The 19,669-nt window shown below is 52.2% G+C and carries 15 protein-coding genes and 1 riboswitch; of the genes, 8 read left to right on the top strand and 7 right to left on the bottom strand.

Annotated features, from left to right (window positions below; all coding sequences use genetic code 11):
* Positions 1-7 precede the first annotated feature (7 nt).
* From LDL70_RS11575 to LDL70_RS11585, 3 genes are all read right to left on the bottom strand, one after another.
* Positions 8-532, bottom strand: a complete 525-nt coding sequence (locus tag LDL70_RS11575; RefSeq protein WP_225685110.1) for a DUF2249 domain-containing protein — start codon at positions 530-532, stop codon at positions 8-10.
* Positions 533-801: 269 nt separating this feature from the next.
* Positions 802-1,524, bottom strand: a complete 723-nt coding sequence (locus LDL70_RS11580) for a L,D-transpeptidase (protein WP_022712560.1) — start codon at positions 1,522-1,524, stop codon at positions 802-804.
* Between the two features lie 302 nt (positions 1,525-1,826).
* Positions 1,827-5,456 (bottom strand): hydantoinase B/oxoprolinase family protein, encoded by a 3,630-nt coding sequence (locus LDL70_RS11585; RefSeq protein ID WP_225685111.1) that lies wholly within the window; start codon positions 5,454-5,456, stop codon positions 1,827-1,829.
* 124 nt (positions 5,457-5,580) lie between these two features.
* On the opposite strand from LDL70_RS11585, the gene LDL70_RS11590 reads away from it, so the two are divergent.
* The 8 genes from LDL70_RS11590 (at position 5,581) to LDL70_RS11625 (ending at position 15,086) form a co-directional block, all read left to right on the top strand.
* Positions 5,581-6,177, top strand: a complete 597-nt coding sequence (locus LDL70_RS11590; RefSeq protein ID WP_022712558.1) for a winged helix DNA-binding protein — start codon at positions 5,581-5,583, stop codon at positions 6,175-6,177.
* Positions 6,178-6,188: 11 nt separating this feature from the next.
* Positions 6,189-8,039, top strand: a complete 1,851-nt coding sequence (locus LDL70_RS11595) for an ABC transporter ATP-binding protein (RefSeq protein ID WP_225685112.1) — start codon at positions 6,189-6,191, stop codon at positions 8,037-8,039.
* Positions 8,040-8,083: 44 nt separating this feature from the next.
* The gene (locus LDL70_RS11600) at positions 8,084-9,616 is read left to right on the top strand and encodes an ABC transporter substrate-binding protein (protein ID WP_225685113.1); all 1,533 of its coding nucleotides are present in this window, start codon (positions 8,084-8,086) and stop codon (positions 9,614-9,616) included.
* A 70-nt stretch (positions 9,617-9,686) separates the two neighbouring features.
* Positions 9,687-10,610: an ABC transporter permease gene (locus LDL70_RS11605; RefSeq protein ID WP_075657004.1), complete on the top strand. Its 924-nt coding sequence runs from the start codon at positions 9,687-9,689 to the stop codon at positions 10,608-10,610.
* 3 nt (positions 10,611-10,613) lie between these two features.
* Positions 10,614-11,471, top strand: coding sequence for an ABC transporter permease (locus tag LDL70_RS11610; protein WP_022712554.1), 858 nt, complete (start codon positions 10,614-10,616; stop codon positions 11,469-11,471).
* Positions 11,468-13,225 carry a M14 family metallopeptidase gene (locus LDL70_RS11615; protein ID WP_225685114.1) on the top strand — a complete coding sequence of 586 codons (1,758 nt, stop codon included), beginning with the start codon at positions 11,468-11,470 and terminating at the stop codon, positions 13,223-13,225. The genes LDL70_RS11610 and LDL70_RS11615 overlap by 4 nt, the downstream gene beginning before the upstream one ends.
* Before the next feature lie 281 nt (positions 13,226-13,506).
* Positions 13,507-14,742: a formamidase gene (fmdA, locus tag LDL70_RS11620; protein WP_225685115.1), complete on the top strand. Its 1,236-nt coding sequence runs from the start codon at positions 13,507-13,509 to the stop codon at positions 14,740-14,742.
* An 8-nt stretch (positions 14,743-14,750) separates the two neighbouring features.
* Positions 14,751-15,086: a zinc ribbon domain-containing protein gene (locus LDL70_RS11625; protein ID WP_225685116.1), complete on the top strand. Its 336-nt coding sequence runs from the start codon at positions 14,751-14,753 to the stop codon at positions 15,084-15,086.
* A gap of 36 nt (positions 15,087-15,122) precedes the next feature.
* Here LDL70_RS11625 and LDL70_RS11630 read toward each other — a convergent pair whose 3' ends face one another.
* The 4 genes from LDL70_RS11630 to LDL70_RS11645 all read right to left on the bottom strand — a co-directional run bounded on the left by LDL70_RS11630 (position 15,123) and on the right by LDL70_RS11645 (position 18,905).
* A complete protein-coding gene (locus LDL70_RS11630; protein WP_022712550.1) occupies positions 15,123-15,566 on the bottom strand; it encodes an Lrp/AsnC family transcriptional regulator in 444 nt (147 codons plus the stop codon).
* Positions 15,567-15,583: 17 nt separating this feature from the next.
* Positions 15,584-16,900, bottom strand: a complete 1,317-nt coding sequence (locus tag LDL70_RS11635) for an FAD-binding oxidoreductase (RefSeq protein WP_151160073.1) — start codon at positions 16,898-16,900, stop codon at positions 15,584-15,586.
* Between the two features lie 103 nt (positions 16,901-17,003).
* On the bottom strand, positions 17,004-17,831 hold the full coding sequence (locus LDL70_RS11640) for a transporter substrate-binding domain-containing protein (protein ID WP_022712548.1): 828 nt from the start codon (positions 17,829-17,831) through the stop codon (positions 17,004-17,006).
* A 108-nt stretch (positions 17,832-17,939) separates the two neighbouring features.
* Positions 17,940-18,905 carry an amino acid ABC transporter permease gene (locus LDL70_RS11645; protein WP_225685117.1) on the bottom strand — a complete coding sequence of 322 codons (966 nt, stop codon included), beginning with the start codon at positions 18,903-18,905 and terminating at the stop codon, positions 17,940-17,942.
* A gap of 376 nt (positions 18,906-19,281) precedes the next feature.
* A riboswitch (FMN riboswitch) is annotated at positions 19,282-19,591 on the top strand.
* Positions 19,592-19,669 lie beyond the last annotated feature (78 nt).

Consider the following 19,669-nt stretch of genomic DNA (forward strand, 5'->3'; position numbering starts at 1 on the left):
GAACAAATCAATGAGCGCCGGAGCGTATCATCATCCGGTATGCTTCGCCGCTGGCATCAAAATTTCCGACCCATTGATGACCTGCATTTTCCAGCTCCGGCAGCAAGAAATGCGGTTCAGCTGAGAACAGTGCGAAGATCACAGCGCCTTCTTCAATTCTGCCAAGCAGGCGCAGGATTTCTTCCGTAACAGTCTTCTGATCCGGCAATGAATAATCCAGATAATGCATCGGATCCGGCCAGATTTCCGGCACTACGGTTCGGGCAGACAGGCTGACAGGCTTTATCTCTTCTGCGGATTCTTCTGAAATTGCCGGAGAGAAAATGACCTCCCAGTCACCACCGGTAATTTCACGGGCAGCACAGGAAAAACCTTTCCGCTCCATGACCTGAAACAACGGCACCGGACGGAAAGTTGCAAGCAATCTGAGGGATTGCCCTTCCTGCAAGCCGGAAACAGTCTGCATAATCAGCGGAAACGGCTCACCGCCCTCACGCAGCACCGGCCGTACATCCAGCTCAACTATTTGCATGTAAATCCCCCGTCATAGACAGAATCTTGATTCCGGTGCGTTTTCAGGAGGTCAGTTTAAACCGGAAGTCTTCAGAGAATAAACAAACCATGCGTGAATTATAATCATGGTTTGAGGACAGGATTTTGTTCTGTCGCAAATTGCTCGAAATAAGAATTAGCTTTTAAAAATTACGCTAAAATACAAACCGGCAGAAGCACGGGCATATCGGCGACCGCGCGTAAAAGCGTGTGGTTTACACTCATTAAGAGCGTAAACCACAAAAGTGATTAACCGGCGGCCATCACTGAATGCGCCTGTCCGGTTTTGTTCAAATCCGGAATAACGACGATATCACTGCCGTCACGCACATTATCATACAGATGCATCACATCCTGATTGACCATGCGGATACAGCCGGAAGAAACGGATTTACCAATGGTCCAATATTCAGGTGAGCCGTGAATACGGTAAATCGTGTCACGTCCGTCTTTATGAATATAATGGGCACGAGAACCAAGAGGATTTTGCAAGCCCGGCCCCATGCCGCCATTGGCGATGCTGTAAGGTTCAAGCGCCGGATTACGGGCTACCATTTCATCCGGTGGTGTCCAGCGCGGCCACTTACGCTTATAGGCAATTTTCGCACGGCCGGACCATGCATAACCGTCTTTACCGACGCCGATACCGTAGCGGGTTGCACGGCCACCGGATTTAATGTGGTAGAGATATTTATTCGGGGTATCGACGATAACCGTGCCCGGCTTTTCATCCGTGATATAATCAACTTCCGTACGCCAGAATTTCTCCGGAATTTTCGACACATCGACTTCAGGAACCTGATAGCCTTCATCCCACACTGCATAATACATTGGCGGAGTGACAGGCTTGATTTTGTTGGCTGCAAGATCAGCCGAAGGGCGCTTGGTTTCACCGGTGGAAACGCAACCCGTCAAAGCAAGAGCACTGGCTCCAAGCAAGAAATGACGACGGGAGAATGCAAATTCAGACATTTATAGCTCAATCTTCATTGGAATTGACCCCGAACTATCATGTCTGTCCTTAAGTCAGGCTTAAGAACAGTCACGGGATCTTTCACTTCATTCATTTATCTTTTCTGATTTACTGAACGCGGGAGGCTGCGTTTTTCATTCAGCAAGTCTGAAACCTGAGAAACCACATCTATGACAACAACATGGTAAAAACAGAATTAACGTATGAAATAATAAGTTTTCTGGATGACCTGTGGCATTTATAACAAAGCCCTCTGCGTTTCAGGCAAAGGGCTTTGTTCATTTCGTACTTATGTCAAAGTTCAGTTCTTGCCGTAGCCGCCACCGGTCGGGGTAATGATGGTGAAAGCCTCACCGGCTTTCAGAACCACCTGATCGCAGCCTTTCAGCACTTCGACAGCACCGTCCTGACGGCGGACTTCATTGCGTCCCAGCTGGCCGTCCTCACCGCCTTCAAGGCCAAACGGCCGTACGCGGCGATGGCCGGAGAGAATCGCAAACTCCAGTTCTTCCAGAGCGCGGATTGTACGATGCGTACCATTACCCGCTGTCCACTTGCCGCGGCCGCCGGAATTTTCACGGATATGGAAATCTTCCAACATCACAGGGAATCGGGTTTCCAGAATTTCCGGATCGGTCAGACGCGAGTTCGTCATATGGGTATGAACCGCATCGGCACCGTTGAAACCAGGGCCTGCCGGCGCACCGGAGCAGATGGTTTCATAATACTGATATTCGTTATTACCGAAGGTCAGATTGTTCATCGTACCCTGTGCCGCAGCCATGGCCTTGGTCGCACCAAACAGACAGTTGGTCACAGCCTGACTGACTTCCACATTGCCCGCCACAACAGCAGCCGGATAATGCGGTGACAGCATCGAGCCTTCCGGCACGATGATTTTGATCGGGCGCAAACAACCGGCATTCATCGGAATATCACCGTCGACAAGTACGCGGAAAACATAAAGCACGGCGGCACGGGTAACCGGCTGCGGCGCATTGAAATTATCAGGACGCTGTTCAGACGTACCGGTGAAATCAACCGTCGCTTCACGCTTCACACGGTCAATCGTTACCTTCACTTCAATCTTGCTGCCCTGATCCAATTCATAGGTGAACTGACCATCCGGCAATTGATCCAGCACACGGCGCACGCTTTCGGCAGCATTATCCTGCACATGCCCCATATAGGCTTTCACAACATCCTCACCGAAATGCACAATCATCTTGCGCAATTCAGCCACGCCTTTTTCATTGGCAGCAATCTGAGCTTTCAGATCATTGACGTTCTGGGTGAGATTACGCACCGGATATTTGGCACCATTGAGCAGATCACCCAGTGCTTCTTCGCGGAACTGCCCCTGATCGACCAGTTTGAAATTGTCGATATAGACACCTTCCTGCTCAATATTCACCGCCAGCGGCGACATCGAACCCGGTGCAATACCGCCGATATCGGCATGGTGACCACGGCTGGCAACCCAGAAACGGATTTCTGTCTGCTCATCATCGAAGACCGGCGTACACACGGTCAGATCGGGCAAATGCGTGCCGCCATTATAAGGCGCGTTAATCAGGAAAACATCGCCCGGTTTAATCACCGGATTCTCACGGATAGCTGTGGCAACAGACGCATCCATCGAGCCCAGATGCACAGGCATATGCGGCGCATTGGCAACCAGATTGCCTGTCGCATCAAAGACCGCGCAGGAGAAATCGAGGCGCTCTTTAATATTCACCGAATAGGCAGTGTTCTGCAGAGTCACGCCCATCTGCTCAGCAATCGACATGAACAGATTGTTGAAAATCTCCAGCATGACCGGATCAGCTTCGGTACCGATGGCAACGCGTTTCGACAGCGCCTTAATGCGGGTCAGCACCACATGATCATGCTCGGTCAGGCGTGCCTGCCAGCCATCTTCAATGATAATAGTCTGGTTTTTCTCAATAATGATTGCAGGACCGGTAACAGTCTGGCCGCGCTGCATATTCTCACGCACCACAACAGCTGCATCATGGAACGCACCTTGTGAATAGAAGCGTGTCTGACGGTCAGCCTGCGCTTCAGTTGCCTCACCAATATTGCCTGCTGCCTCGCCCTCACCGGCACCACCGCCGACAGTTTCGAGTTCAACAGCATCAATGACCAGCGCTTTATTTTCCGCAATGAAACCAAAACGACGCTTATGCGCTGCTTCAAATTCAGCCCGCAGGCGCGAAGCCGCATCAACTGCCGGATAAGTTGCCTCAACGGAAAGCACGGTATCTGTGCCCGCATAACGAATATGGGCACGCAGATGCTTGGTAATAACCTGCTCTTCCACGCCCTGTGCAGTAAGTTCAGCCACACACTCAGTGGCCAGTTCGGCACCAAGGCGCTGCAATTCGGCAGGCGCATCCGCATTAAGATCAACACCCAGTGCTTTTTGACGGGTGGCACGGATATCAGCCAAGCCCATACCATAGGCCGACAGCAGACCGGACATCGGATGCAGCAGAATATTCTTCATGCCCAGAGCATCGGCTACCAGACAGGCGTGCTGACCACCGGCACCACCAAAGCAGCTCAAGGCGTAGCGGGTCACATCATAACCGCGCTGTACGGAAATCTTCTTGATCGCTTCAACCATGTTCGCAACGGCAATACGGATGAAACCGTCTGCCACGCTTTCTGGTGAGCGATCATCGCCGATTTCATCAGCCATCTGCGTGAATAATGCGCGAACACGCTCAACATCCAGCGGTTTGTCTTGATCAGGACCAAAGATCGACGGGAAATAATCCGGAATCAATTTACCGAGCATCACATTGGCATCGGTTACAGCCAGCGGACCGCCATTGCGGTAGCAGGCTGGTCCCGGATTTGCGCCGGCAGAATCAGGGCCAACGCGGAAACGACCGGCATCAAAATGCAGGATAGAGCCACCACCAGCAGCAACCGTGTGGATCAGCATCATCGGTGCGCGCACGCGCACACCGGCCACTTCGGTTTCAAAAGCGCGTTCATATTCGCCGTCAAAATGCGCCACATCCGTTGATGTACCACCCATATCAAAGCCGATAACCTGACCAAAACCGGCGGTTTCACCGGTACGGGCAAGTCCGACCACCCCGCCGGCAGGGCCGGAGAGAATCGCGTCTTTACCCTGAAACATATCCGCAGCCGTCAGACCACCGGAGGACATCATGAACATCACGCGCGCACCGGTGCGTTCTACGTCGAGTTCGCGGGAAACCTGTGCCACATAACGGCGCAAAACCGGCGACAAATAAGCATCAACAACAGTCGTATCACCACGGCCGACCAGCTTAATCAGCGGCGACACTTCATGGCTGACAGAAACCTGTTCAATGCCAATATCGCGGGCGATTTTAGCAACAGCAGCTTCATGGGCAGGGAATTTATAGGCATGCATGAAGACGATTGCGACGGCATTATAGCCTTCAGCTTTCAGGGCACGCAGCGCAGCTTCTGCCTGAGCCAGATCAAGCGGCAATTCAGTGCTGCCATCGGCCAGCACGCGCTCATCAATCTCGACAACGCGGTCGTAAAGTGCTTCCGGCTTGATGATTTCCGTTGCGAAAATATTCTTGCGTTCCTGATAGCCAATGCGCAGCGCATCACGGAAACCTTTGGTGGTCACCAGCGCCAGCTTTTCGCCCTTGCGCTCCAGCAGTGCATTAGTGGCAACGGTTGTGCCCATGCGTACTTCACCGATTGCACCGGTCGGTACCGGCTCACCGGCTTTCAGCCCCAGATGCAGACGGATACCCTGAACAGCCGCATCCTTATAGGCAGAAGGATTCTCTGACAGCACTTTGCGGGCGTGGAGCACACCCTGCGGGTCACGACCGATAACATCCGTAAATGTGCCGCCACGATCAATCCAGAAGTCCCAAGCCCCTGAAATCTCTTGTGTCGCTGCGCTCATTATCGGCTCCCTCACAAAATTATGCCGTTACGCTGAATGTTTATTGGAAAACATAGTTTCATTTTATTGACAAAATGTCGATAAGATGGTGACATAAAATACACAGGATTGGGAGACTGGCAATATGAGCAGGAAAAAATCGCCGCCACCGGCGGATCATAATGACGAGTCATTTATGGCCGAGGTCAGCCTGCCTAAGCATTTGCGCCCTGTCCCTTCCATCGGCCCTATTGTCTCTTCCGCCCATCTGGCAGAAGGCGGTTCCACCGCTTTATCCGAAGTGGAATATGGTTTGATTCTCGCGTCCCATGCATTCTCCCGCTGGATGGTACGCTGCATGGCTGCTGCAGGTTTGCCGGGCCTCTCCCCGATCGAAATTCTGATTCTACACTCGATCCGTCATCGCGGACGTGAAAAGAAACTTGCCGATATCTGTCTGGTTCTGGATATTGAAGACACGCATATTGCGACCTATGCCCTGCGCAAGCTGGAAAATGCCGGCTTGCTGACCACCGGCAAGGCCGCAAAAGAAAAGACCGTCCGTATTACCGATAAAGGCGCTGAAGCCTGTGCGCGTTATGCGCAAATCCGCGAGCGCCTGCTCGTCGATTCCACGGCCAATGCCCGCCCTTCGGAAGAAACCCTGTCGGAAGTTGCAGCTCTGCTGCGCTTTATGTCGGGTGCATTTAATCAGGCAGCCCGTTCTGCCATTACACTATAAGGATGACCGGAGTGAACGACGCACAGCTTCGCCAAACAGCTGAAACCCAGCCTTTGCTGGAAGTCAAAGATCTCTCGGTAGAGTTCGGCACCGCCCGCGTGGTGGACGGATTGAGCTTTTCCGTTCGTTCCGGCCGCACGACAGCGATTGTCGGCGAGTCCGGCTCCGGTAAATCCATAACATCCCTGTCGGTGATGCGTCTGGCAGATATGCTGGGTGCAAAATTCCCTGAGGGCAAAATCCTGTTCACCGGCTCACAGGGACAGATGAACCTGCTCGAAGCCGAACAGAAGACGATGCGCGGTATTCGCGGCAAAGAAATTGCCATGATCTTTCAGGAGCCGATGACCTCGCTCAATCCGGTTTTCACTATTGGTGACCAGATTGCCGAAGTGCTGATGCTTCATGAAAAAATGAGCAAGAAAGCCGCCCTGAAAGAAGGCCAGCGTCTGCTGGAAATGGTACGCCTGCCGGATGCGCAGGGCATGCTCAGCCGTTTCCCGCACCAACTTTCCGGTGGTATGCGCCAGCGCGTGATGATTGCGATGGCACTGGCCTGCCGTCCGAAACTGCTGATTGCCGATGAGCCTACCACCGCCCTCGACGTGACCATTCAGGCGCAGATTCTGCACATCATCCGCGATCTCCAGAAAGAGCTGGAAATGGCTGTGATCTTCATCACCCATGATATGGGCGTTGTCGCGGAAATGGCCGATGATGTGGTGGTGATGTGGAAGGGTAAAAAGGTTGAGGAAGGCGCGGTCAGCAATATTTTCGCCAATCCGCAGCATCCTTATACCAAAGTGCTGCTGTCAGCCGTGCCGAAACTCGGCAGCATGGCCGGCGAAGATTTCCCGAAACGCATGCCGGTCACAATTCTGGAAGATAACAAACCGGTTCTGGTCGGTGAAACCCGCATTCAGGACACTGCCCGTCTTGATGAAGCGCCGCTCTTGTCGGTGCGCGATCTGTCTGTGCGCTTTAATATCAAGAAGAACCTGTTCGGCCGCACAACCCATGTGTGCAATGCAGTATCGCAGGTCAGTTTTGATATTCATCCGGGCGAAACACTGGCTCTGGTTGGTGAATCCGGTTCCGGCAAGTCCACCATCGGCCGCACAATCCAGCAATTGCAGAACCCGCTTTCCGGCGATATGCGTTTTAACGGCAAAGCCTTCTCAGAAATGAGTTCGGCAGAGCGCTTCCGCATGCGTCAGGAAGTGCAGTATATTTTTCAGGATCCGTTTGCCTCGCTCGATCCGCGCAAAACTATCCGCTTCTCGATTGCCGAGCCGATCCGCACACACGGTCTCATCCTTGATGAAGCTGCAATCACCAAGCGTGTTGACGAATTGCTGGAACGGGTAGGCCTGAGTTCAGCCGTTGCCGGACGTTATCCGCACGAATTTTCCGGCGGTCAGCGCCAGCGTGTTTGTATCGCCCGCGCGCTTGCTTCCAATCCGAAGCTGATTATCGCCGATGAAGCCCTGTCCGCGCTCGACGTTTCTATTCAGGCGCAGATCATCAATCTGTTTATGGATCTGCAGAAAGAGCACGGTCTCGCTTATCTCTTCATCAGCCATGACATGGCTGTGGTGGAGAAGATGAGCCACCGCGTGGCCGTGCTTTATCTCGGTCAGATCATGGAACTCGGCTCACGCCGTCAGGTGTTTGAAACACCGTCCCATGATTATACCCGCCGTCTGCTCTCTGCCGTTCCTGTCGCCGATCCGCTGGCGCGCACCAACCGCGCAATGCTGGAAGGCGAAATTCCGAGCACAACACGCCGGATAGAGGACAAACCGCAGATCTGGCAGCATGAGGAAATCGCTAAAGGGCATTTCATTGCCCGCAGTGCATAAAATCTAACATCTGTTTCATTGTTTACAAAAGGGGAGTCGAGATTATGAAGCTTAAAGCATTACTCACAGCGCTGACTGTCGGCACAGCATTGTCTGCTGTTGCCCTGTCATCCGCACCGGCATTCGCTGCCGGTAAAATGACCGTATCCTCACCGCAGGATCCGGGCAGCTGGGATCCGATTGACACATTTCTGGTCAACTGGGCATCTGTTGCCACCAATATTTATGACGGTCTGGTCTATCGCGGCCCTGATCTGAAAATCGTACCGGCCCTCGCCACATCTTGGGAAGAGCTGGACGAAGGCAAGCGTATCCGTTTCAACCTGCGTGAGAATGTAAAATTCCACAATGGCGAGCCTTTCAATGCAGAAGCTGTCAAATTCACCTTTGAGCGTCTGCTCGGTGATGAAGGTGCCAAAGGCCCGCAGCGCTCTAACTATGTTGCGATTGAAAAAATCGAAGTCATCGACGACAAGACTGTCGATTTTCACCTGAAAGCGACCGATCCGGTTCTGATGACCAAGCTCGCCGGTTACGGCGCGATGATCGTGCCGCCAAAATATATTCAGGAAAAAGGCGATGATTTCTTCAACGCCAATCCTGTCGGCACCGGCCCGTTCAAAGTCACCAGCTACAAGCCAAAAGTCGGCATTCAGATGGAAGCTTTTGCTGACCATTGGGGCGGCGCACCAAAGCTCTCGGAACTTGAATACCGCTTCATCACCGAACCATCAACAGCCGTTGCCGAATTGCAGGCAGGCCGCGTTGATCTGGTGATCCCGCCGACAATTCCTATCGGCATGATCCCGACCATTGAAGCTGATCCTAATCTGGCGATTGTCACCACTGCCGGTCCAACCGTTTATTCGCTGCGTTATAATACCCGCGACGGTATTACCGCTGATGAACGTGTGCGTAAGGCGCTGATCCTCGGTGTTGATCGCGACACCATCATCAAGTCCATTCTCGGTGGTCAGGCTGAACCGATTGCCAGCCTTCAGGGGGCGCTTTCCTTCGGTTATGACGCGGATATGAAGCCGCTGCCATATGATCCGGAAGGCGCGAAGAAGCTTCTGGCAGAAGCCGGTGTTAAGCCGGGTGCAGCCGTGCAGATCGACATTCGCGGTAATGATGCGACATTCAACGAAGTTGTGCAGGCTGTTTCCAGCTATCTGCAGATCATCGGTATCAATGCGACCATCAAGCCATATGAAACCAACGTATTGCTGAATGACATCATCCCGCAGGGTAAAACCGGCGCGATGTTCCAGCAGTCATGGGGCGGCTGGACATTCGATTACGATAACACCGCTTATTCCATGTATCACGCCGGTGAAAAATGGAACCCGTATGACAATGATGCGAAAATGAATGAGCTGCTGGAATCCCAGCGCGCAATTACCGATCGTGCCAAGCGTGAAGAAATCCTCAAGGAAATCGCGAAATACGCCGCCGACCGCGCATTGGAAATGCCGCTTTACAATCTCAAAGCGATTTACGGCATCAACAAGCGCGTGAAAGATTTCGTACCGGCACCGGACAGCCGTCTGCGCCTCACCGAAGTCAGCGTTGACTAATAAACAGACTAAACCGCGCCGGTCTTTTTGCCGGCGCGGTATTTCCTTGATCTTATAAAGGATAAGAATTTTGGCCGGGTTTCTGATCAAACGAATTTTACAGGCGATCTTTGTCGTCATTGTCGTGACTTTGACTGTCGCTTTCGCAATCCGTATGACCGGTGATCCGGCGCTGATGCTCACTCAAGGTGCGGGCAGCGTAACCGAAGCCGATCTGGAGCGCATCCGTGAAGGTCTGGGGCTGAACCAGCCCTTCATCGTACAATATATGAATTTCATCAAAGGCTTGTTCACTCTGGATTTCGGGCGCAGCTTCCTTGGCGGCACACCGGTTTCCCTGCTGATTAAAGATGCCCTGCCTGCCACTTTGCTGCTGGCTTTTGCATCCATGGCCGTTTCGATCATTATTTCGATCCCGCTCGGCATTAAAGCAGCGGTATCGCGCGGCAAATGGGCAGATCAGCTGATCCGTATCCTGTCGCTCGTCGGCCTGTCTTTCCCGAACTTCTGGCTCGCAACCATGCTGGTGCTGCTGTTTGCTGTCGGTCTGCAATGGCTGCCGCCAAGTGGCATGGATGGTTTTGCTAGCTTCATTATGCCTGCGGTGACAATGGGGATTATCCTCACTGCTACCAATGTGCGTCTGGTGCGCACCTCCATGTTAGAGACCCTGCAGTCCCAGTATATTATGGTGGCACGCGCCAAGGGCCTGAGCGAAAACAAGGTGCTGTACAAACATGCACTGCGCAATTGCGCCATTCCGCTGATTACCTATTTCGGCCTGCAATTCGGCGGGTTGCTCGGCGGTATTGTGGTGGTTGAGCGCGTGTTCAACTGGCCCGGCATGGGCACACTGGCTTTCGATGCGGTTTCCGGTCGTGACTATCCGGTTCTGCAGGCAAGCATCACCGTGCTGTCGCTTATGATTATCGGTGTCAATCTTCTGGTCGATATTGCCTATGGTCTTGTCGATCCGCGTATCCGGACGGAGTAGAAAATGGCCGCGAAAACTTCCTCTTCCCTGCTGTTCTCCCGCCTGTTCAGCCTCGAATTCATTCTCGGTGTCGGCCTGACAGCTATTATCTGTCTTGCCGTGCTGTTCTCCGGCCTGTTGTTTCCCGGCGGTGCGGACAAGATCGATCTGATGGCGCGTCTTACGCCGCCATTCACCAATATGTCCCATATTTTCGGCACCGATCCGCTCGGCCGCGATGTGCTGGCACGCGTTGTTACCGGCGGTAAAATCTCGCTGCTGGTCGGCTTTGTCTCAGTTGCCGGTGCCGTGGTTGTCGGCGTTATCATGGGTCTGATTGCCGGTTACTATCGCGGTTTCTGGGATATGGTGGTGATGCGCTTTGCCGATGTGCAGCTCGCATTGCCATTCATCCTGCTGGCCATTACCTTTATCGCCATTGTCGGTGGCGGCCTGATGAACACCATCATCCTGCTGATCGTTTCCCAATGGGTACAATATGCCCGTCTGGTGCGCGGTTCGGTACTGGCGCTGCGTGAGCGTGAATTCATCCTCTCCGCCCGTGCAATCGGTGTCAAAGACTGGCGCATTATTTTCCAGCATCTGCTGCCGAACCTGCTTGGTCCGGTGATCGTGCTGATGACACTGAATGTTGCCAATAATATTCTGCTGGAATCCAGCCTGACGTTCTTGGGGCTTGGTGTTGATCCGACCATTCCGAGCTGGGGCGGTATGTTGGCCGATGGCCGTACTTACCTGCAAACCGCATGGTGGGTCAGTGTTTTCCCAGGTTTGGCAATTTTGCTGACAGTGCTTGGTCTTAATCTTCTGGGCGACTGGCTGCGTGACAGCCTTGATCCGACAGGGAGAACATCACGATGAGCATGATCTTTGAAAAAAGCTTTGAGCGCAGCCTCGACAAGCTGGTTGCCCGCTTTTCCGATCCGTCGATGAAAGGCGCAACGGTTGAGGCTTGGCTGTTCGATGATTGCCCAAGCCGCAAAACTGCAGAAGCAAAGTTGCAGGCACTTGGTGTTAAAGCCAAGCTGCATAGTGCCTATAAGCCACTGGTGCATTGCTTTCTTGAAGATGTGGATTGCAGCAATCTCAAGCAGATCAGCATTGCCTATCCTGCCCATGATGCCTGTGCGCCAAACCGCTTTTTGCTGGAAACCTATCCGCTGAGCAAACTGACCGGCGATGCAGAGGTGGATTTCAAACCCTCCGGCAAACAGGATTTCATCTATCAGGTGACCCTGACAGACGAAAACGGCACCGTCACGCAACACGCGGTTTTCGCACCAAACCGCATCCATCAGGATGCGGTTGGCGAAACCTTATTGTCGCCTACCGGCTGGCTGAAAATCACCCATCAGGACACGACCACATCCGAGCGTTTTGAGACAGATTTTGAACAACTGTTTCACGCCGGTATTGCAGCAATAGCTAATCATACATGGGGCGATACAGAGCCTTATTTTGAAGAGCTGAATATTGCTGTCTCGCTACCAATCACAGATCAGAAGCTAACTCACGCGGAAGAAGCAATCAGCCTGACAGAAGCACTGCACGAAGATTTTTACTTTGCACTATTAGAAGTGTTTCAGAAAAAATCCGGCCGCCCGCTCGGTGACCGTGGTTTGCAGCCGGGACAGATCGTGCCGGAAATTACTTACGCAGATGCAGCGCCTTCTATCCGCATCGCTGCCCGCGCTTTGTCCACGCAGGACTGCACCGGCGAAAGCCAGACGCTTGCCACAGCACAGGCACCGCTATTTGCAGCACAGATCGCACAGGAGCTGGAACTTATTGGTGGTGAGGCATTCAGCGCCCAATCCCGTTCCGGCCGCAGCGTTCTTGGCCGCTATATCAAAGGCACAGATGAGCCGATGATTATCAGCGGCGGTCAGCATGCCAATGAAACCACCGGTGTGGTCGGTGCATTGCGGGCAGCCCATGAGCTGAAATCCCGTAAAGGGGCGCATTTCACCATCTCCCCGCAGGAAAATCCTGACGGCTATGAGCTGCATCGTCGTCTCTGCGCTGATAATCCGAAACATATGCACCATGCGGCACGTTACACCGCAATGGGCGATGATCTGGAATATCGCACCAAGGACAAGAATGGCGAAAAGCTCTGGGAAAAAGCCATCCGCACGCAGGCTGAAGCGCTGACCGGTGCCAAGCTTCACGTGAATCTGCACGGCTATCCGTCTCATGAATGGACACGCCCGCTCTCCGGCTATATTCCGCGCGGTTTTGGCATGTGGACACTGCCGAAAGGCTTTTTCCTCATCGTCCGCCATCACTCTGACTGGGCACAGCAGTCCGAAGAGCTGGTTGATCATGTCACCCGTCATCTCTCGGCCATTGATGGTCTGGTGGAATACAATAATGCGCAGATCGCCTTGTTTGAAAAACACGCAGGCGAAACCGGCTTCCGCATCATCAACGGCTTCCCTTGCCTGATCGGTGTTGATGACCGTCATACGGTACCGCTGACGCTGATCACCGAATATCCGGACGAAACCATTTACGGCGAAGATTTCATTCGCGGCCATACGGCGCAAATGGAAACAGTGCTCTCAGCCTATGAGGCACTGCAAACATTATCCGCCAAATGGTACATTGCATGAATAAAAATCCCGCCGCCTCAACAAAAGCGGCGGGATTTTTTTTAATTTATTATACCAACAGGTAAAAATGCCTCATGGCACCCCGCTTTACTTCACCCTGCTGACAAAATAGGCTTTCCTTGCTTCTGATATTTCAGCATCGGCCATCAAACCAATATCTGAATAAAACCAGAGACATATAAAAAATAATCCGGCCTTTTGCTTTCCTTATCAGATGCACAAGACAATCGCAGTTCCGGCTCAAAACAGTCCGGAAATGGTGTGTGTAAAGAGGAAAGACCATGCCTGAGACTCTGATTTCCGTTGATCTTTCACAGTCCGCTTATGACAATGAGAACCTGCATAATCGCTGGCATCCGGATATTCCGATCAATGTCTGGGTTGATCCCGGCGATGACTTCCTCGTCGAGACTGTCGACTGGACCGGCGGTGCGATCAAGAACAATGATTCCGCTGAAGATATCCGCGATGTCGATCTGACAACGGTGCATTTTCTCTCCGGCCCTATCGGTATCAAAGGTGCCAAACCCGGCGATCTTCTCGTGGTCGATATTCTTGATGCCGGAACACTCAAAGGCCATGAATGGGGTTTTAACGGCTTCTTCTCCAAGACCAATGGCGGTGGTTTCCTGACCGACCATTTCCCGAGCGCCCAGAAATCCATCTGGCATTATGAGGGCATGTTTACCCGCTCCCGTCACGTTCCGGGTGTCAGCTTTGCCGGTATGATCCATCCGGGTCTGATCGGCACACTGCCTGACCGCAAAATGCTGGAAATGTGGAACACCCGTGAACTTGGCCTGATTGCAACAGAACCAAATCGTGTGCCACCACTGGCCAATCCACCGCATGCCCGCACTGCCCATCTAGGTTCGATCAAGAAGGGTGAAACCTTCGACAAGATCGCAGCGGAAGGCGCACGCACTGTTCCGCCACGCGAACATGGCGGCAATTGCGATATTAAAGACCTGTCGCGCGGTTCAAAAATCTATTTCCCTGTCTATGTTGACGGTGCCGGTCTCTCTATGGGTGACCTACACTTCAGTCAGGGCGACGGCGAAATCACCTTCTGCGGTGCCATCGAAATGGCCGGCGGCTGGCTGCATATCAAAGTCGATCTGATCAAAGACGGTATGGCAAAATACGGCATTCGCAATCCGGTCTTCAAACCATCGCCGATGGTGCCGAATTATAAAGACTATCTGATCTTTCAGGGTATCTCCGTGGATGAACAGGGTCATCAGCATTATCTTGATGCCAATGTCGCCTATCGTCAGGCCTGCCTCAATGCCATCGAATATCTGAAGAAATTCGGTTATTCCGGTGCGCAGGCCTACTCGATCCTCGGTTCTGCTCCGGTGCAGGGACATTTCTCCGGCGTGGTGGATATTCCGAACTCCTGCGCAACTTTGTGGTTGCCGACCGAAATCTTCGATTTCGATATCAGCCCGTCGGCGGCAGGACCGAAGAAGTTCCTCGACGGCTCCGTTGATATGCCGATTGCCTATGATCTTTGAGGTGAAACATGCCGGTTTATGAATATGCCTGCGAAGAATGCGGGCCATTCACAGCTCTGCGCCCGATGTCGGAATATGATCAGCCCTGCGCTTGTCCGGACTGTGAGACGTCCGCCAAACGCGTCATGCTGACAGCGCCTAATCTTGCATCCATGAATGCAAATAAGCGTAATGCCATTGCGGTGAATGAACGCAGTTCCCATGAACCGATCAGCTCAAAGTCATTAGGACACGGGCCGAATTGCGGTTGCTGCGGATCAAAATCCAAGAAATCCAAAGCAAAAATCTCGGCAAACGGCGCGAAGAGTTTTCCTTCCGCCCGCCCGTGGATGATCAGTCATTAAATCTGCAAACAAAAAAGGCGGGTCTTCCCGCCTTTTTTACAAATTAACACCGCGATTGAATTTTGTTTCCATCACAATATTCGATGTAGTGCGGACAATACCCATCATTTCATTGATCTTGTTGATCTCGGCATTGAGCTTTTCCAGCGTATCCGTGCAGATATGAATAATCAGATCCCAGTCACCGGAGATCGAATGTACAGCCTGCACCGCTGTCAGAGTTTTCAGCTGTTTGATAACATCAGGAAAATTCTTGTTGTTCAGTGCCGCAAAGGTAAAGCACTGGATCGGTGAGCGGTTCACATTCGAACCGAGACGCACCGAATAACCGTCAATAATCCCGTTGGTTTCCAGCCGCTGGATACGCTCCTGCAAAGCCGTGCGGGATACGCCAAGCTGGCGCGCCAGAGACGCCACAGATTCACGGGCGTTTTTCTGCATCAATGCCAGTAACTGCTTATCCTTATCGGTCATTTGCATAGTCGTCATTCCGTGTCTTAACGATGCGCGCCCTTATAGCGACCTTCCTGAAAGTAATCCATCAGGCGCAGATAATAGTAGACGCTTTCAGCGGCCAGCGGGCCGAAAATACCACCATTCCATGTCAGACCATAAGGTTTGAACAGACGGATACGGTCGCTTTCGCCACTCACAGCTTCAGCCACAACACGTCCGCCGATAGCAGTCGTATTCATACCGTGACCGCCGAAAGAGCTGCATGCCCATACACCGTCTTCAACTTTAGCAATGTGAGGCATTTTATGGCGCGAATAGCCCATCAGACCAGACCATGCCTTTTCGATTTTCACATCTTTCAGACCGGCAAACACATCGCACATATCCTTGCGCAGAATTGCAGCGAGACGTGTCTCATCCTGCTCATTCTTGGTGGTAATGCGCCCGCCCCAGAGAATGCGGTCACCTTCCACCACACGATAATAATCGGATGAGCGACGGTCATCACCAACCGCATCAGTGGTGCGGATGAAATCCTGTAAACGGCTGCCCAGCTTTTCAGTCAGTACAACATAAGTGGCGATCGGCAGGAATGAACGGCGCAACTTGCCGAACTGGGAACCCCCATAACCACCACAGCACAACACCACATCATCGCATTGCACAGAACCCTGTGCGGTTTTCACCGTATAACGTCCTGTGGCACCGGCCTGTGGGTTACGCGTGAAAGACTGCATAGCGCTGTCTTCAAAAATCCGGCCGCCTTTGGCGCGGATCAGATCAGCCAGACCCAATGCATAATTCAGCGGATGAAAATGGAAGCCGGTACTGTCACGCAGTGCCTGCTTATAGATCGGCGTATTCAGCTTCTGACGAACGGCAGCAGTGTCCAGATATTCATATTCATAATTGAAATGCTGCGCCATGCGATCACGGTAGCGCTGCATCTGGTCCGCAGCCTCATAGCGCACAACGCTGAGCTTGCCTTTGACAATATTGCAATCGGGCAGATTATTCTGCTCAATATTTTCACGAACAATTTCCACGCCTTCAACCGACATGGCAAACAGCTTTTTTGCATCCTCAAAGCCGCTGCGTTTTTCAATCGCGCCCAAGCCTTCAGCCCAGCCGTTCAGACAGAAGCCGCCATTGCGCCCCGACGCACCCCAGCTCACTTTATTCGCTTCAATCACGATCACGGATTTATTGCGTTTCAGCAATTCCCATGCGGTTGTCAGACCGGCAAGTCCGCCGCCGACAATACAAACATCGGCCTGCAAATTTTGCTGCAAGCTTTCATAGGCAGAAGATGAAGCAACGCGTGTGGCGCTGTAATAGGTAGCCGGATATGAACTCATAATGATACTGCTTCTTACAGAAAATGCGTTTCAGTTTGTAAAAGACAATACCGGTTTCTGACTACGGGGGAAGTCCAGAAACCGGCATGCATAAACAGACTGATTATTTAAGCTTGGTATAATCCACGCCGTACCATTTTACGGACAAATCAGACATTGTGCCGTCTGTTTTCAGCTGTTCAAAGATCTCTTTAACCTTAGCTGAAAATTCAGGATCACCCTTGTCAACGGCAACAGCCAGCGGCTCGTAGAATGCCGGCTCATCTGCCAGTGCGCGGATCGGATAACCGCGCTTCACCGCATTTTCCACGGTTGGCATAGCGGAGACTGTTGCATCAAGACGGGTGCCGTCACCAAGACGCAGATCATCCAGCGGACCTACGCTGTCGCCATAGGTTTTAATATCGCCCGGTTTCACGTCATATTTGAATTCCGGCACACCAACGGCATCAATCTTCAGGCTGCCATTGATATAATCTTCGGTGGTTGTGCCGCCTTCAACACCAATAGTCTTGCCGTTCAGGTCCGCACGCTTTTCAGCCTTGGAATCTTTGTGCACGGTGAAAACATAAGGCGTGTAATAATAAACAATCGGGAAATCGAGCACGCGGGCGCGGCCTGATGTCGGGGTCATGGAACCTACAGAAATATCCCAGCGGCCATTCCAGTGACCGGCAGTGATGATGCCCCATTCCGGTGTCACAAAACGGGCAGTCGCACCCAGACGTTTGGCAACTTCGGTTGCAACATCAATGTCAAAACCCACCAGCTTGTCGTCTTTCATGAAAGACTGCGGCGGCCAGTTCGCGGCAGTTGCCACAACCAGTTCTTTTTTGCTGGTCACGCGATCCAGCGTTTCACCGGCAAAAGCAGGCAGGCTGACAGTCAGTGCCAGTGCTGCAACGGCAGCAGATAAAATTGCATTCTTCATATGGTTTCCTCCCCAGAGCATAGCGCTAATCAAATGACCTCACCGGAATAAACGCTATGCGAACAACAATAGATAGTTGTGGTCAGAACGGCTGACCGTCCGTATTCATCAGCGCTCCTGACGCTTCATGCGATTTTCCAGCACGGCCTGACAGCGTTCGAGAATGATCGACAAAATCCAGTACAGCAGTGCAGCAGTGATCAGCATTTCCAGATGGCGGAATTCTTCACGACCCTGCGTACGGGCAAGGAACATCAGCTCCCAGACACCAATCACCGAGACAAGTGATGAGTCTTTCAGCATCGCAATGAACTGGTTTCCTGTCGGCGGGATGATCAGTTTCATCGCCTGCGGCATGATTACTTTGCGCAGAGTGGTGAACGGACGCAGACCAAGGGCACGGGCAGCTTCCCACTGACCACGCGGAATGGACATGATCCCGCCGCGAAAAATTTCGGTCATATAAGCGCCGTAGCAGAGCGACAGGGCAAGCACACCGGCAGGAACCGCATCAATCACATAGCCAAGCTGCGGAATACCCAGATAAATCAGATAGATCTGGATCAGCAGCGGCACGCCGCGGAAAAATGACGTGTAAAATGAGGCGATAGCAACCGCAAAACCGTTCTGTGAAAGTTTGGCAACCGCACCAACAATCGCCAATACAAAAGCAATCGCAATGGAAATCGCCGAGATATAAACGGTCGTGAATACGCCCTGCGTAATCAGGAATGGCAGCTTCGACAGGATAAAAGTGTAAGACAGATCAAAGCTGTAGAAGAAATACAGAGAAGCAGAGAGCAATGCCAGCCAGACAACAATCGTCTGTATCTGCATCGGCAACTTACCGACAAGATTGATAATCAGCGTCAGAACCAGCGAAGTGACGGCTGCAACCGCAATTATGCCACCCGATGTCTGCAATAATCCGGCCAAACCCGTAGCGGCAGCATCGGCTGCGCCTGTCAGATGCCAGTTCTTCCAGACCATAAAAATGAAGGTAACAAGGGCGAATGCGCCCAAAAACCACGGTTTTTGCGTGATTTTATTTTTTTGTACTTTATCGTAATACATGCTGCTCTGCTCCCTGCCTCTATGTCTCCGCCAAAAAAGCGCAGGCTTCCACCCGAACATTTGCCGGAAATGACACAAAAGGCAGTCAAAATCACTGAAATAACAGTCATAATGCGATTCAAAGCAGCAGATTTAACTGCATAAGCGCATGATGAAGTCTCTTAAAAGTGATTTCGCAGGTGACAAAAGACTGAAACACAGGTCAATGACCGTCATTTTCACATTATTTTTCGCCGCACATATCGCAAGATATTAAACAGTGTTTTCAGGACACAGCGTTGCCGGTTATGCGACTTGATTTATCCCTGCCCGCACCATAAATTCGGCTCATGCAGCAAGAACCGGAACTGTCCGGCGCTTTGCTCATAATAATTTTAATCGTTCTCAGGGCGGGGTGTAATTCCCCACCGGCGGTAACAGGCGGAAGTCTGAAGCCCGCGAGCGCTTAATCGAATGATGCCGGCATGATCTATATCATCATCTTGCAGGCTCAGATTTTGGTTATGGCGTGCTGAAAATGGTGTTTTTCGAGAACCGGAGCGGAGTGTACTTTGAGTATATGAGCACCGGAAAGCGTAGAAAAACGACATTTGCAAGCCGTCAGAGACAAAATATGTCGGTTAAGGTCAGCAGATTCGGTGTGAATCCGAAGCCGACGGTCATAGTCCGGATGAGAGAGAGCGGGGCTGAAATGGCATCATGCGCGGCGTTTTTTGCCGCCATTATGCAATTTTCTTCCCGTAGCATTTCCCAATCCCTGGGGT

Source organism: Pseudochrobactrum sp. XF203, assembly GCF_020341615.1.
In the GTDB taxonomy this organism is placed as follows: domain Bacteria; phylum Pseudomonadota; class Alphaproteobacteria; order Rhizobiales; family Rhizobiaceae; genus Pseudochrobactrum; species Pseudochrobactrum saccharolyticum.